This is a genomic window from Candidatus Hydrogenedentota bacterium (genome assembly GCA_035450225.1).
Taxonomy (GTDB): domain Bacteria; phylum Hydrogenedentota; class Hydrogenedentia; order Hydrogenedentales; family SLHB01; genus DSVR01.
The window spans coordinates 85,790-100,295 of sequence record DAOTMJ010000007.1; the positions used below are offsets into that span (position 1 = coordinate 85,790).

Genomic DNA, 14,506 nt, shown 5'->3' on the forward strand with positions numbered 1-14,506 from the left:
AAGGCGGCCTACTCGCGCCGGAAGACGGGTTTGCGTTTCGAGGCGAAGGCGGTCATGCCTTCCTGTCCGTCGGGATGCTTGCCGCATAGCGCGATGGCTTCGCGTTCACGTTCGAGTTGCATTTCGAGCGGTGTGTGGAACGAATCGTTCAGGCATTGTTTGACGATGCCGAACGCGTGCAGCGATCGTTCGGCGAGCGCGGAGGCCATGGCCATCGCCTCGTCCAGCACGCGATCGTCGTCCGTCACCTTGGTCGCCAGTCCCCACGCGAGCGCCTGTTCAGATGTGATTGGCGCGTCCATGCCGGCGATCTCGAGCGTGCGCGCAAGGCCAATAAGGCGCGGCAGGGTATAGGTGCTGCCGCCGTCCATGCAGAGGCCCCACGAGGTGTACGCCTGTTTGAGCACGGCCGATTTGGCCATCACGCGGAAATCGCACGCGAGCGCCAGCGAGAGTCCCGCGCCCGCCGCGACGCCGTTGATGGCCGCGATCGCCGGTTTGTTCATGCGGCGAAGTTCGATCACGCTCTGGTGCAGGACCGGCGCCAGCACGTAGAGTTGCGATTCGGTTTTATCCGGTTCCGAGATGAGCATCCGCAGGTCCGCGCCGCTGCAGAAGGCCTTTCCCGTGCCGGTCAGGATGACGGCGCGGACTTTCGGATCGATTGCCACGTCCATCAGGCGATCCGCCAGAAGGCGCAGTAGGGAACCGTCGAGTGCGTTGAACACGTCGGGGCGGTTGAAAACGATGCGGGCAATACTGCCCTCGAGGCTAAACAACAACGAATCGGACATGACCTGTTCCTCCCGGTAAAAACGGTTTCTTTCGACGAACGACACAATACACAACGGCGCATGGCCATACAAGCCGCTTCCGGGGACCCCAATGCAATCCTTTTGCACAAGTCCGCCGGCCAAGCCTATACTTGCCCTGAAAAACAGCCGGACACGTTTCGGAAAACACTTGATCGGGTCGTGAAGAAGCAACCGCGGCCGGAATGACCCGGCCTTGAAGGAAACCATGAACATGAAAAACGCGCTGAGGGTTGGGATGCTGGTTGGTTTGTGCGCGGCCGCCATGGCCGCCGATGAGGACGCGGGATACGTCTCTTTGTTCAATGGAAAAGACTTGGCGGGCTGGGTCGGCGACACCCGGGGATATGTCGTCGAGAATGGCTGCATTGTCTGCAAGCCCGGCGGCAATTTGTTTACGGAGAAGGACTATGCGGATTTTGTGTTTCGTTTCGAGTTCAAACTTACGCCGGCCGCGAACAACGGCGTCGGGATTCGCGTACCCCTGGGCGATGGCAATCCCTCGTATACCGGCATGGAAATACAGATCCTCGATGATCGTCATCCCGACTATAAGGACATTCAGCCCTGGCAGGCGCATGGATCCGTCTACGGTATCGTCGCGGCCAAGCGCGACCATTTGAAGCCGTGCGGCGAATGGAACGAGGAGGAAATCTTTGTGCAGGGCCGCCGTGTGAAGGTAACGCTGAACGGGACGGTCATCGTGGACGCCGATCTCGACAAGGCCACCGAAAACGGCACGCTGGATCAGAAGGAACACCCCGGTCTCAAGAACAAAACGGGCCGTATCGGATTCCTTGGCCACGGCAGCGTGGTCGAATTCCGAAATCTGCGGATCAAGGATTTGGGCCAAAGCCCCGCGTCCGCCCCCAAACCGTAATGTCCGCGCGACCTGAAACGGACGGCGGCCGGACGGCGCCCGCCTACGCCTGCTTGTCGTGCGCGGCGCTCCATTCCCTCGACCATGCGACGGCTTTTTCGATACCCTCGCGCAGCGGGGTTCGTGGGTTGTAGCCGAGCAGGGCGCGGGCCTTGCCGATATTGGCCACGTAATGCGTGACTTCGCCGACGCGCGAATCTTCGATGCGCAAATCGGGTTTCACGCCCAATGCCTCGCCAACATAGTTGGCCAGGGTAATCAGCGTCGAACCTTGGCCGTAGGCGAGATTGATGGTGTGGTTCGCGTCGCGCTTGGACATGAGCAGTTCGATGCCCCGGTGAATGCCATCCACGCAGTCGTCCACATAGGTGAAATCGAGCGTCTTTTTTTCACCGAACACCGTGACCGGCTGGCCCTCGGCTATGCGCCGGATAAACAGCGGAATCACGCGTTCCATGCGTTCGATATCGTTGTCGTAACGGCCGTAGACGTTGCTGAACCGGAACACGAGATAACGCAGCCCGTAGCATTGCGCATACGAATAGACCAGCGCCTCGCCGGCAATCTTGCTGGCCGAGTACGGGCTTTCCGTGAACGCGAAATCCGCGTGCGACTCCTCGGTGATGTACCTGTGGATATCGCCGTACACTTCCCGCGAACTGCTGAAAATGAACGGGATATTCCCGTTCTGCCGGCAGAATTCAAGCACGTTGAATGTCATGGTGATGTTTTCGAGGGCGCGATCGGGCTGTTGAACCAGTTCATGCACCTTAGCATGCGCGGCCAGATGCACCACGACGTCGAGGTCCTCCGGATAGTTTGCCTGCCCGATGCCGCCGTTGAAATTCCGGTATGCCGTGCTCAAGTCTTGCAGCAGCGTCGGAATGCGATCCGTCCATGTGTTGGGACGGATGTCCACGCCAAACACGAAATGCCCTTCATCGAGCAGCCGGAGTCCGAGATTCGTCCCTATCTGTCCGCTTGAACCCGTAATCAGAACACGCATTATCGTTGCTCCTTGCCCACACGGCCCGATTGTAGCGACATTGGCGTTCCGAGGCAACAGACAGGCGGGCAGGACTCATCGGACACGCCGCGACACCCTCCCGACCTTTTCCGGAGGCGGCGTTGCGTCCTTTTTCGGGAATGGAACGATCATGATATATTGCGGGACAGGCCAACCGCAAGCAAAGGTGTTCCGAGCATGAACGTCGCGCAAGTCCTTGACCGTCTGAAACGGGATCCGGATTTCGTCAACAACCTGACCGAATGGCGCACGGAACCGGCGCGCCCGGCGCGGTACGCCGGATTCCCGGAAGCCCTGAACCCGAAACTGATCGAAGCGCTTCAGCGGCGCGGCATCCATGACCTGTACACGCATCAGCGGGAGGCCATCGAAGCGACGCTGGGGGGCGAAGATGTCTGCATTGTCACGCCGACGGCATCCGGAAAGACCCTTTGCTACAACGTGCCGGTCCTGAACCGCTTGCTGGAAAATCCCGAGGCGCGCGCGCTGTATCTGTTTCCGACCAAGGCGCTGTCGCAGGACCAGGTTCACGAACTGAAGCACACCATCGGGGATCTCGAGGTCCAAATCGGCGCGTACACGTTCGACGGCGACACGCCGGCGTCGGCCCGCAAGGCCATTCGCAGCGCGGGGCATATCGTCGTGACGAATCCCGACATGCTCCACACGGGGATTCTTCCCCACCATACCATCTGGATCAAACTTTTCGAGAACCTCGAATTCATCGTCATTGACGAAATACACCATTACCGCGGCGTGTTCGGCAGCCATCTCGCGAACGTGCTGCGCCGGCTCAAGCGCATCTGCGCGTTCTACCGGTCGAATCCGCGGTTCATCTGCTGCAGCGCGACCATCAACAACCCAAAGGAGATTGCCGAGCGTATCGTGGAACGGCCCATCCATCTTGTGGACGACAACGGCGCGCCCTGCGGCGAGCGCCATTTCCTGTTTTTCAATCCGCCGGTCGTCAACGCGGAACTGGGCATTCGCAGGTCGTCCGTCAAGGAGGCCACCCGCATCGCCGCGCAATTGCTCATGAAAGACATCCAGTCCATCGTGTTCGCGCGCAGCCGGCTGAACGTCGAGGTCCTCACCACCTATCTCAAGGAAGCCGTCCAGCGCCTCGGCAAAAGCGCCGATCTGGTCAGCGGCTACCGCGGCGGCTATTTGCCGACGGAGCGTCGGGCTATCGAAAAGGGTTTGCGCGAGGGCAAGATTATGACGGTCGTGAGCACGAATGCGCTCGAACTCGGTATTGACATCGGATCGCTCGACGTCTGCATCATGACGGGGTATCCCGGCAACGTCGCGAGCACGTGGCAGCAGGCCGGACGCGCGGGGCGCCGCTCGACGGTCTCGCTGGTGGTCATGGTGGCGTCGAGCGCGCCGCTCGACCAGTACATCGTGAGCCATCCCGATTATTTTTTCGGCCAGCCCCCGGAAAGCGCGACGGTGGATCCGAACAACCTCATCATCGTGACGAGCCACATCAAGTGCGCGGCCTTCGAGTTGCCCTTCGTGGACGGGGAATCCTTCGGCCTCGATCCGGCGTCAACGACCGGAATTCTCGAATATCTCGCCGAAAACCGCATCCTGCGCCACGTCAGGGACAAGTGGCACTGGTGCGCCGACACCTATCCCGCCGAGGATATCAGCCTGCGCACCGCCGCGCCCGGCAATGTCGTGATCCTCGACCAGTCCGACAATGGCCGGGTCATCGGTGAAATAGACCTGTTCAACGCGCCCGTGGAGGTTTATGAAAACGCGGTGTACCTTCACCAGACCGCCCAATACACGATCGAACGGCTCGATCTCGACGATCGCAAGGCTTATGCGCGGCCCATCGAAGTGGACTACTACACCGACGCGCAGATCAAGGTGGACCTCAAGGTGCTCGACACGTTCAAACACGAGCGACTGTCGAGGGCGGACAAGGTTTCGGGCGAACTGAGCGTGACATGGTTGCCGACCATGTACAAAAAAATCCGCTTCGGCACGCATGAAAATGTCGGCTGGGGCGAAATCCATCTTCCCGAAACGACAATGCACACGACCGGCTATTGGATTGAATTTCCCGAAAATGCCGGGGAAGAGGCCGGGCTTGGAGAAAAGGCGCTCGGCGAATCGTTGCACGCTTTGGCCAACACGTTGCGGCAGGTCGCGCCGGTGCAGGTGCTGTGCGACCTAACCGATATCCGCGCCCATGCGATGGTCCGCGCGCCCTTTTCCGGACGCCCGGCTGTTTACCTCTACGAGGGATATCCCGGCGGCGTCGGCATCAGCGACAAATTATTCACCCATCACGACCGCCTGCTCGATGCGGCGATATCCCTGCTCGCGGAATGCTCCTGCAAGGAAGGCTGTCCGAGTTGCGTGGGCACGGCGCTCGAAGTGGGCCGCCACGGCAAACGCGGGGCGCTCAAACTGGCGCATCTGGCCCGGGGCGAATGAAACACCGGTCTCGTCTGAAAGCAGCGCCCAATCCGCTGTATTACCAACGCCCTTTGTCCAGAAAACGTTCGCGGCATTCCGCCAGAATGCGTCTCGTTTCCTCGCCGGCGCACGGCGGCGCGATGGTATAACCGAACCGCACATTCCGTCCCCGGGCATACAGGACAAGACAATCCGCGGGATGGGCCTCGCCGAACCGTGGACAATGCCATCCCTGCAGCGGGTTTTCCACGCCATGCACGTGTTCGACGGATGAGACGCCGAAAGGCCGGATCAGGGTTTCGCCGGAACCGGCCGCGGCCACGTATCCGTCGCCGCGCGGTTCAAGCCACACGTCGGGATGAAAATGGATAAAACTCTCCGCCTCGCAGGGCCGGGGACCGTCCACGCGGTCGCCTATCAGCCACGCGCCGCCGAAAATGAAATGGATTTCGCGCGTGTGCCGGAACGGCGCAAAGCCGTCGTGCGACGCAACCAGTCGCCATCCATAAGCGGCCGCGCTCCATTCCCGCGAAAGAAGGCGGTAACGCCGCCCGATGCGAAACACATCCCAGCATTCCATGGGTTCGCGCCGATCGACGGCAACCGTGTTATGCGCGCGAACGCTCCGGCAGTAGGCGCGCATGGGATTCGCCTCGTATACCGGGTTTCCGGAGTCCACGACAATCCGCCGGCCCGCAACGCTCAATTCGTAACTGAACGGGTCGGCATGCGCGTGGCCGGGCTGGTAGGACGGTTCCACCGGCGCGGCCTTGGCAATCATCCATGCCGCGCCGTGCGCCGTGCGCATTACGTAGAAACCCGACGGTTCGAGCGCGTCGGCGCCGTCGGCGATCGGCGGCGCGCCGTGCCCGCATATCGCGGATGCCGTCGAATGGAGCGCAAGGGGGGGCATGCACGTGCCGAGCGCCGCGTCGCCGAACAGCGGGATTTCGCCGTCGGGGTGTGTCACGCGGGGAAGGAAATCCGCCATGCGCGAAATCGCATCGCGCAGAAACGGCGGTTTCATTTGGATCGCGGCATGGGCGATCAGGTTGCCTTCAAGGACGTGCGCATGATACATCGCGCTGCGTTCGTAGTGCCCGCCGTCGTCCAGTATCTGTTCCGCGAGCGTGCGGGCAAGCAGGCGGAGACCCTTATCAATCCAGCGTTGTCCTTCCGGCGACGCGGCCATCAGCGCGCCGGCCACAATCAGGCCCTGCGCGTCGCGCACAAGGTGGTTCGCCTCGACGTCGTATTCGATGCTTCGGCTCAGCCAGCGCGCCTGCGCCGCCCAACTGTCCAGGACCGCAGGGTCCGGCGGCCCGAACGCGGCGAAGGCCAGCGCCCAATTCATGAGCCGCGTGGCGATCGGATAGGCGTCCCACGCATCGCGCGCGCCGGGGGGATGCCGGGCGATCCAATCGTGTATCCAAGTCATGACGCGCCGGGCGTCGTCGGCTTCGTTTCGTCCGCACGCGCCGACCTGCGCAAGCGGGCGCACGTACTCGAACCAGTGAACCGCGCTTCGTCCCGGTCGAGGGGACTGCGCCAGCCGATCCCAATCCCACGCGCCGGTTGCCTCGGCGTTCAGGGCCTTGAGATGGCCCGCGCGCAACGCCGCCAGGATCGTCTCGCCCGCAGGCGCTTTTTCTTCCGCCGTGCGCAGAAAATCCCGCAGCCGATCCAGGGCGCCCGCGTCGAACGATGCGACCGGCGAGGTTTGCGCCACGCGCGGACGGATGCCTGCCCGGCGTCGCGCAAGATACCACGCCCGCCATGCCGCCTGTTTCGGCTTGAGCCATCGCACCGTGCGCAAGAATCTGCCGGGGTTGTGCATCGCCTGTCTTTCCGTCATGGGCCTTTTACGCATTGTAGAGCATTGCGCCGTACCGATTGCACCTTGCCCGCCGCGAGACGGTGGATGAAATGGACGTTATTGGGCATGAAACACGCGATTACAGACGCTGCATCGTGTAGAGATGCGCGCGCACGCCGGGGCCGGCCTTTCGAATCGCATGCAGATCGCCCAGCGCTTTGGCGCTGCCGCACCGGCCATGCAACGGGGACAGGTACAACTGCCCCTCGAAGCCGGTTTCGCCGATCGCCTCGACAATCCCGCGGCAGTCGTATCCATCGGCGGCGATAAAATTTCCCGAAACGCGCACTTTGCCCCGTTTCCGGTTGATGGTTCCGGCTTTTTCCATGCCCCGCAGCACGTCCGCCGCCGTTTGCCGTTTGCCGAGGCGGGCCAGGGCGTCGTCCGTTGCGGCTTCCCAGCCCACGTTGACGCCTATGCATTCGAAGGGCAGCGATTCGAGCCTGTCGAAAAAGCCGTCCGGCTGTTCCAGAAAATTCCGGTTCGTTGCGAACATGAACAGGTTGGATCCGGCATGATACGACGCATCGCAACGAAAAACGTCGAACGCCCGGCGCGCGGCGTATTCAATCCACGGTGACGCCATCGCGTCGCATTCGCCGAATACGACCGTGTTGTAATTGTACAAGTCGTCGCCATACAGATGCGCAAGGGCGCCGATCTGCCTGTCAATATCTTCCCGGCTCCGGACGGCGAACTCCGAATCGCCCCGCACCGAACAGAACTCGCACGTATTCGAACAGCCGTCCATCAGTTTGACAAGTAAAACCTGATAATCAACGCCAATCGTTTCCGGCGGCAGAACGTCCATGCGCCCGTGTATTTCGTGGAGCCGGTCCGCGACCGCCTGCAATTGTTCCCGGTCGTGAATGGCGGCTTTTTCGAGGAAAGCCCACAACCGGCGCGTGCCGGTCTCGCCCGGTTCGCATCCCGGTTCGGGAAGCGCTTCGGGCCGGTTTTCCAGGATGCGCCGGATCGAAACAATCAGCCCGTCGAACGCATCGAGCGCGGCGCGAACATGCGATCCCCGCACGCCCTCGTGGTGTTGCAGCATGGGCGGATCACAGCGGCCGTTGATGGCCCACACGACATCCCCGACAATTTCCGCCGGTTGCGGGAGCCGTCCCGGCGCCCATGCGCGATCATAGTAGATCCAGTCGTTGGCCATCGTGCGCTGAATCCAGTCCCAACTGTGCGGCGAGGCGAACCCGTCAATCCGATGGATTCTTCCCTCCAAATCGAAATGGAACGTATAGGCGCCCGACACGATCTGAACGGGCAAGCCAACCCAGTCCGGCAAGCCGGCCCGGTTGAAATACCGGTCGCCGCCATGATCCAATCGCACCACGATATCTTCGACGCGGAATTCCGCCATGATGTCCTCATGCGTCCCGGCCGCCAGGGTTCAGTCAAGGGCCGTTGCGCCTATTCTCATGGAAAAGCGGAAACCGTGCAAGAATTCGTGGCGTCGGCGGTTTCCATCTTGATATTATGGGCATGGAATCGGTACGGAGGGATGAGAACATGAAGCGTCTTTTTTTCTTGGCAACGGCGGCCTTGTTGCCGCTGCCGTTGTATGCGCTGCCCGTCGCCGCAACCACGGCGGCCGGCCGGATAGACATCCATGTGGACGGCCGGTTGTTCACGGCATACAAGTTCGACGGGGCGCAAAAATACCCTTATTTCTGGCCCGTGAACGGACCCGCGTCGAACAGGCCGGTAACGACGGAGACCTCCGAACCCTATCCGCACCATCATTCGCTGTTTTTCGGCTGCGACCGCGTCAACGGCGGCAATTACTGGCAGGAAGGCAATGATCGCGGGCAGATTGTGTCGCAGGGGCCGAAGGTCGTCGAAGCCCATGGCGAACAAGTTGTGTTCACCGACGAGTGCCTGTGGAGCCGGCCCGGCCAAGAGCCGATTATGCGCGACACGCGCCGGGTGACGGTGGCCGTACCGGATGAAACGCACCGGATCATTGATTTTGCCATCGTGCTCGAACCGCTGGTGGATGTCCGGATCGAGAAAACAAACCACTCCCTGTTTTCGGCGCGGATGGCGCCGGAACTCAGTGTGGCCTCCGGCGGCACGCTGGTCAATGCGGAAGGCGCGTCCGGGGAGAAGGGCACTTTTGGCGTGAAATCGCCCTGGTGCGATTATTCGGGCATGCGCGATGGCGTGACGGAAGGCCTCGCCATCTTCCAGCATCCGGGCAACCGCTGGTATCCGGCCCCGTGGTTCACGCGGGATTACGGGTTCTTTTCGCCGACTCCCATGTTCTGGATCGAAAACGACGTCCTCGAACTTCCGAAAGGCGAAAAACTCGAATTGCGATATCGCGTGGTCGTTCATTCCGGCAACGCCGAGGCCGCCGGAATCGCGGACCTGTTCAAGCGCTACGCCCGTCCGTGACTACACTTCCCAGCCGGGGCGGCGCGCATAGGATAGCATGCGGTTGGCCTGTTCGTCCTTGGGGAAACGTTCCGCCACGGGGTCCCAAATCATCGTGCGTTTGAGCTGGGTGGCGATGCCGGCAAGCAGCACAAGACTCATCGAGCGATGCGCCGTTTCGGCGTCGCAGGTGGTCCGTTTGCGGGTCCGGATGCATTCGAGGAAATTGCCCGCATGGCTTTTGCTGGGATAGGCACGGCGGTCGGACGGCTTGAGCGCCGCGCCGAGGATGGAAGCGGGTTTCGATGTGATGTTCTCGCGATCCACGGCGATGTAGCCTTCCGTGCCGACGTAACAGGCGCCGCCGACGCCGCCGACGCCTTCGGACGGATGACGGCACGCATGCACCACGACGCCGTTGCCGTAGCGCAGGACAGCGTGATCGTTTTCGTACGCGATTTCGACGGGCCCGGGGCAGTCTTCCTCAAGCACCCATTGAACCACGTCGTAATGGTGCGGTCCCCAATTGGGGTCGCCGTACGCAAAGAGGCCGCAGTGGGCGTTGCCGCCCGTGTAAGGCTGCCAGGGTCCCGGCCCGACGTAAATGTCCCAGTCGAGATCTTCAGGCACAGGGATGCCCGGATCGTACACGTTTTGCAGGTTCGCGCTGAAACCGCCGCCCGGGCTGTACGCATAGATTTCTTTCAATTGTCCGATGTAACCGTTCCGGACGAGTTCGTAGGCGCGCCTGAATTTGCCGTCGTATTCGGATCGCTGCTGCGTGCCGGCCTGGTACACACGGGCGTAACGTTTCATCGTTTTCGCGAGGAGGCGTCCTTCCTCGATGGTCATGGCGACGGGTTTTTCACTGTACACGTCCTTGCCGTGTTTGGCCGTCATGATGGCCATCGGCGCATGCCAGTGAAACGGCAGCGCCATCAGCACGGCGTCCAGGTCGTCGCGGGCGAGGAGGTCGCGGAAATCGCGGTACGCTTCGCACGACGTATGCGAGCCGCTCCCCGCCAGTTGGGCGTAATGCTGGTTCACGCGATCCTTGGCGCTTTCCCGCTTGGGTTTCCACACGTCGCATACGCCGATCACCTGAACGTCCGGGCGGCCAAGATAGCCGCCGGCCACATAGGTCCACGATCCGCCGAACAGGTGGCCGGACCCCTGGCCGCCAAGACCGATGAATCCCATTGCGATGCGATCGCCGGGCGCCACGGAACCGCCCCGGCCCAACACCCGCGCCGGAACGATCATGGGGCCTGTGGTTGCCGCCAGCGCGCCCGCCAGGAAACCGCGCCGCGAAAGCACCTTGCTTTTCATCATTTGCCTCTCCTCTGCAGGAAGACGTGAACGCCTTTTTTATTCGAGGTCACCACATCCAGTAGGCCGTCGCCGTCGAAATCGCACACTTCAAACTGGGTGCCCACGCCGGAATCGTTGTCAATTTCGTGCAGACGGTACTCGAATTTCCCCGGTTCCGTCCGTTTCAGTTCCAGCCAGCACAGGACGGCCGGTTCGTGGCAACCGGGATCGTGGCCGCAATGGGCGTAATACCGTTTGCCGGTAACCAAGTCCTGCAACCCGTCGTTGTTGATGTCGGCTAGAATCAGGGCGTGCGTTTGCGAAATGCCTTTGTGAATTTCGTGCTGCTCGAACGTGGCCGCGCTGTTTTCGTTGCGCTGTTCGAACCACCATATACCGTATTCATGGGCGGAACTCGTGATCACATCGTTGTCGCCGTCGCCGTCCACATCGTAAACGACCATGTTGGCGCACGCCGGACCCAATCGGGCCGGATGAAATCCCCAATCGGGCCGGGTCCGATCCGGCGGCCCTTCCCACCAGCCTTCGGTCGAGAGGATGTCCATGCGCCCGTCGCCGTTGAGATCGCCCATGCCGAGGCCGTGGCCGAATTGGGCGAACGATCCCATCTGATGCGACATCGGAAACGCCAGCCAGGGCGCCCGTTTGTCCTGTCCGGTGCGGAACCATGTGACCCGGTTGTTCATCGCGAACACGGGGACGGGTTTTCCGTCGTCGAGAAGATCGCCGAAGATGGGCGTTTCGCCGCACGCCGACGTGGCCAGCAGATATTCCGGCCAATGCCCCGCGCCTTCGCCCGGATTGCGGTACCAGTAGGCGGGACCGCCCGGCATGCCGATAACGATTGAATCGGTCCAGCCGTCTTCGTCCACATCCGCCGCAAAGTTGGCGAAGCACCGGCTGTAACCGGTGTTCGGATCGTATGTTTGCGGCGGCCGGATCTCGCGAGGCGTCCAGTCCGGCGACTTGTACCACAGGTCGCCGGCCAGAATGTCGTTGAATCCGTCTCGATCAATATCCGCCACAGCCACGCCCTCGGAACGGAACAGGGGATCCACGACGATATGCTTGAAACGCACCTTGTCCCCCGGAACGGCGACGGCCGTCAACGCCCGCATAACATCCATCAACGGCGTCAGCGCGGCCGGGGAAACACCGGCTTTCCGCGCGCGGACCAGCACGCCGGACGCGGATCCGCGGACCTCGTCGGCATGGGATGTCAGCAACGACTTGGCGATTTGGCCCCACGCCGAAACCGCTTCCGCGACGACATCGTCCTGGGGCAGGTAGCGCTCGACGGTTTTCAGCGCCGTAAGGGTGGGACATCCTCCCAACGCGCCGAGGAAAAGCCGTTTTTCCTCCGGCCGTTCAGCAACCGCCAGCGCGCGAGTCAAGGCGTCTTCGCGTATCGGTTGCTCAATGTCCTTGCCGCTGGATCCCAGCCGGGCGATGCCGCGGAAGATCAAAACGCGGTGGGTCAGGTCGGTTGTCTTGTCCAAAAGCCCCAGGAGAACCGGCATCGCTTCAGGATTTTCCGTTTCGGACAAGGCGCGGATGGCGGCGTCTTTTGGCGCGGCATCCCCGCCGGTCGCGGCGTTTTCGAGCGCTTTCAAGAGCGATCCATGGGGCACTTTCCCGCAAACATCCAATAGCGCGCAACGAAACGCCGGATTTTCTTTTTTCAAGCCATTCAGCAGGGCGTCGGCAAACTCGGCCGGCACGCCAAGACGTATCCCCAGCGCCGTCAAGGTGCGTTTTATGGCCGCCCGTTCCCGGTCATTTTCGGCTCGCTCCATGGCTTGGCAGATTAGTTCCGCATCTTGGGCCGCACCGGTTTCGGCCAGCGCTTGGGCGGCTGCGGTGCGCACGGCGGCCTCCGGGCTTTGGACGAGCCTCCGCAGGGCCGGCGCCACGGCTTCATCCCGCCGCTGCCCCATGGCCTTTGCCAACACGCTGGTTTCGGCCGCGCCGGCGCCTTCTATTGCCGCAAGAAGCGCCGCCGACACGTCCGGCGCGTTGAGTTGCGCTAAGGCTTGCTGGGCGGCGCTTCGATTCGGCTCGCCGGCATGCGCCGCCGCCTTGACCAGCGCGGGAACCGCTGAACCGTCGCCGACGATTGCCAGCGCTTGGATGGCCGCCGCCGCAATCGCCGGATCGGCATGGGCGGCCATGGGCGCCAGCGCCGGCGCGGCGGCCTTGTCGCCACGTTGCGCCAAGGCTTCGATCAGTCCGGGCAGAACCGCTTCCGGCACACGATCCAGCAGGGCGGCGAAGGCTTGGGTGTCTTTTGGGTTTCCATGTTCGCGGACCGCGGGCAAGGCGGCGTCCCACAACGCCGGCACATTGCCCAACAGCGCCTTTTCAACGAGTTTATCCGCCTCGCGCGGGCTGGTGCGTATCAGGCCGAGATACGCCGCTGTGCCGGCATATCCGTGGCCGCATTGTTTGAAGACCTCTTTGTAGATGGCGCGCGCGGATCGGGGATGCTTGTCGCCCAGGCGCTCCGCGCAGCTCATCAGGGCGTCCAAGGCGGCCATTTTGAAGCGTCCTTCACCGTTCCGTGCGGCCTTTTTCAGCGCCGACACGGCCTTGTGACCGCCGATGCGTCCCAGCGCCAGCGCCGCGGACATCGCAATGACGGGATCGTCGTCCTTCAGGGAACGCGCCAGCGCCGGAACGTCCCCCGCGTTGCGAAACGTGCCGAGCGATTCGATTATCCCCGCCTTGACGACGCCCGAAGATACGCCCAGCGCCTTGCGGAGGGCATCCCGGGCTTCCGGATAGGGCATGGCGGCAAGGGCCAGCCGCGCCGGATGGGACAATTTTTCGTCCGTCAGGCAGGCGGCCAGCAGCGGAACGCTTTTAGCCGTGCCCACGCGTTTCAGCTCTTCGCAGGCCTTTTCCTTGCCCGCGATGGCGCCGGGCTGGGCAAGGACGGCAAGGAAAAACTGTTCCTCGTCCATTCCGTTTACCCAGACGGGCGTCCCGCCGATTTTTTCACCGCATTGGGCGGTCAGCGTTGCGGCGATCAGGTTGATTGTCACGGCCGCATCGGCATTCTCGATTTCAATTGCCGACACCGGGATGTCCGGGCGCGGATTCCGGGCTGAAAAGCGCCAGAACGCGATGGGCTGCTTGCGATCGCCGTGCATGAGGGTGTCGGCGTGGGCCTGCGCGGCAAACGCCAGGGGCCCCGGTTTCCACCAGTCGCTGATCGTGAGGCCGCCGCGGATGGGAATCGCGGCCCGTTCCCCATCCGTGTAAATCAGCGTGTAGGAACCGATCCGATCCCCCGCGTTTTCCGTGAAATGCAGGAAATGAATGCCCGCGCAGACCGTCGGGGCAATTTCGACGCGCTTTTTCTCCCCCGCGCGCACGGACACGCGCGCATCCGCCGTCAGGAAGGAAATGCCGTCTATTTCTCTCGCGCCCGGCTCGAATTGACAGAACATACCGCGCAGTCCCGGAACAGAAATCGAACCCAGATCCACCGGGGTCGAATCCAGTCCCGCGGCCCACGATGCAAACATCCCGACGGCTATGCCGGCCACAACAACGCGTTGCCACCCGATTGATTTCATGAACACTTGTTTTCTCCCGATGCCTTCCTGCAAGGGACATAATCCGTCCGTGCAACGGCAAGGCATCATCATAGGCACAGGGACGCGGACACGCAAAATTTCCTCCACGCGAAGTCAGCCGGGTTTACAACCCCCACCTCGCGCTCGTGCTCGTGCTCGTAATAGCAGTTGATC

Annotated in this window: 9 protein-coding genes; 3 read left to right on the forward strand and 6 right to left on the reverse strand. The window is 62.2% G+C overall.

The window, feature by feature from the left end:
- Nucleotides 1–8: 8 nt before the first annotated feature.
- Entirely contained in the window at nt 9–794 is a 786-nt protein-coding gene (locus tag P5540_06415; protein ID HRT64445.1) for an enoyl-CoA hydratase-related protein, read from the reverse strand.
- Nucleotides 795–1,026: 232 nt separating this feature from the next.
- Between P5540_06415 and P5540_06420 the strand changes: the two genes are divergently transcribed.
- Nucleotides 1,027–1,692, forward strand: coding sequence for a DUF1080 domain-containing protein (locus P5540_06420; GenBank protein HRT64446.1), 666 nt, complete (start codon nt 1,027–1,029; stop codon nt 1,690–1,692).
- Nucleotides 1,693–1,735: 43 nt separating this feature from the next.
- On the opposite strand, the gene P5540_06425 is transcribed toward P5540_06420, so the two are convergent.
- Nucleotides 1,736–2,698, reverse strand: coding sequence for an NAD-dependent epimerase/dehydratase family protein (locus P5540_06425; protein ID HRT64447.1), 963 nt, complete (start codon nt 2,696–2,698; stop codon nt 1,736–1,738).
- 198 nt (nt 2,699–2,896) lie between these two features.
- Between P5540_06425 and P5540_06430 the strand changes: the two genes are divergently transcribed.
- Nucleotides 2,897–5,170, forward strand: a complete 2,274-nt coding sequence (locus tag P5540_06430; GenBank protein ID HRT64448.1) for a DEAD/DEAH box helicase — start codon at nt 2,897–2,899, stop codon at nt 5,168–5,170.
- A gap of 40 nt (nt 5,171–5,210) precedes the next feature.
- Here the strand turns inward: P5540_06430 and P5540_06435 are convergent, their stop codons facing one another.
- Complete coding sequence (locus tag P5540_06435; GenBank protein ID HRT64449.1) at nt 5,211–7,007, reverse strand: alginate lyase family protein; 1,797 nt, start codon at nt 7,005–7,007, stop codon at nt 5,211–5,213.
- A 100-nt stretch (nt 7,008–7,107) separates the two neighbouring features.
- Nucleotides 7,108–8,403, reverse strand: coding sequence for a radical SAM protein (locus P5540_06440; protein HRT64450.1), 1,296 nt, complete (start codon nt 8,401–8,403; stop codon nt 7,108–7,110).
- Nucleotides 8,404–8,552: 149 nt separating this feature from the next.
- On the opposite strand from P5540_06440, the gene P5540_06445 reads away from it, so the two are divergent.
- A complete protein-coding gene (locus P5540_06445) occupies nt 8,553–9,440 on the forward strand; it encodes a PmoA family protein (GenBank protein ID HRT64451.1) in 888 nt (295 codons plus the stop codon).
- On the opposite strand, the gene P5540_06450 is transcribed toward P5540_06445, so the two are convergent.
- Together P5540_06450 and P5540_06455 are read right to left on the reverse strand one after the other, a co-directional pair.
- On the reverse strand, nt 9,441–10,751 hold the full coding sequence (locus P5540_06450; GenBank protein ID HRT64452.1) for a Gfo/Idh/MocA family oxidoreductase: 1,311 nt from the start codon (nt 10,749–10,751) through the stop codon (nt 9,441–9,443). It lies immediately after the preceding gene.
- A complete protein-coding gene (locus P5540_06455) occupies nt 10,748–14,332 on the reverse strand; it encodes a HEAT repeat domain-containing protein (protein ID HRT64453.1) in 3,585 nt (1,194 codons plus the stop codon). The genes P5540_06450 and P5540_06455 overlap by 4 nt, the downstream gene beginning before the upstream one ends.
- Nucleotides 14,333–14,506: the final 174 nt, after the last annotated feature.

Excerpts from the sequence above, each read along its gene's own strand:
- P5540_06415 (HRT64445.1), bottom strand. The coding sequence starts at position 794 with ATGTCCGATTCGTTGTTGTTTAGCCTCGAGGGCAGTATTGCCCGCATC.
- P5540_06420 (HRT64446.1), top strand. The coding sequence starts at position 1,027 with ATGAAAAACGCGCTGAGGGTTGGGATGCTGGTTGGTTTGTGCGCGGCC.
- P5540_06425 (HRT64447.1), bottom strand. The coding sequence starts at position 2,698 with ATGCGTGTTCTGATTACGGGTTCAAGCGGACAGATAGGGACGAATCTC.
- P5540_06430 (HRT64448.1), top strand. The coding sequence starts at position 2,897 with ATGAACGTCGCGCAAGTCCTTGACCGTCTGAAACGGGATCCGGATTTC.
- P5540_06435 (HRT64449.1), bottom strand. The coding sequence starts at position 7,007 with ATGACGGAAAGACAGGCGATGCACAACCCCGGCAGATTCTTGCGCACG.
- P5540_06440 (HRT64450.1), bottom strand. The coding sequence starts at position 8,403 with ATGGCGGAATTCCGCGTCGAAGATATCGTGGTGCGATTGGATCATGGC.
- P5540_06445 (HRT64451.1), top strand. The coding sequence starts at position 8,553 with ATGAAGCGTCTTTTTTTCTTGGCAACGGCGGCCTTGTTGCCGCTGCCG.
- P5540_06450 (HRT64452.1), bottom strand. The coding sequence starts at position 10,751 with ATGATGAAAAGCAAGGTGCTTTCGCGGCGCGGTTTCCTGGCGGGCGCG.
- P5540_06455 (HRT64453.1), bottom strand. The coding sequence starts at position 14,332 with ATGAAATCAATCGGGTGGCAACGCGTTGTTGTGGCCGGCATAGCCGTC.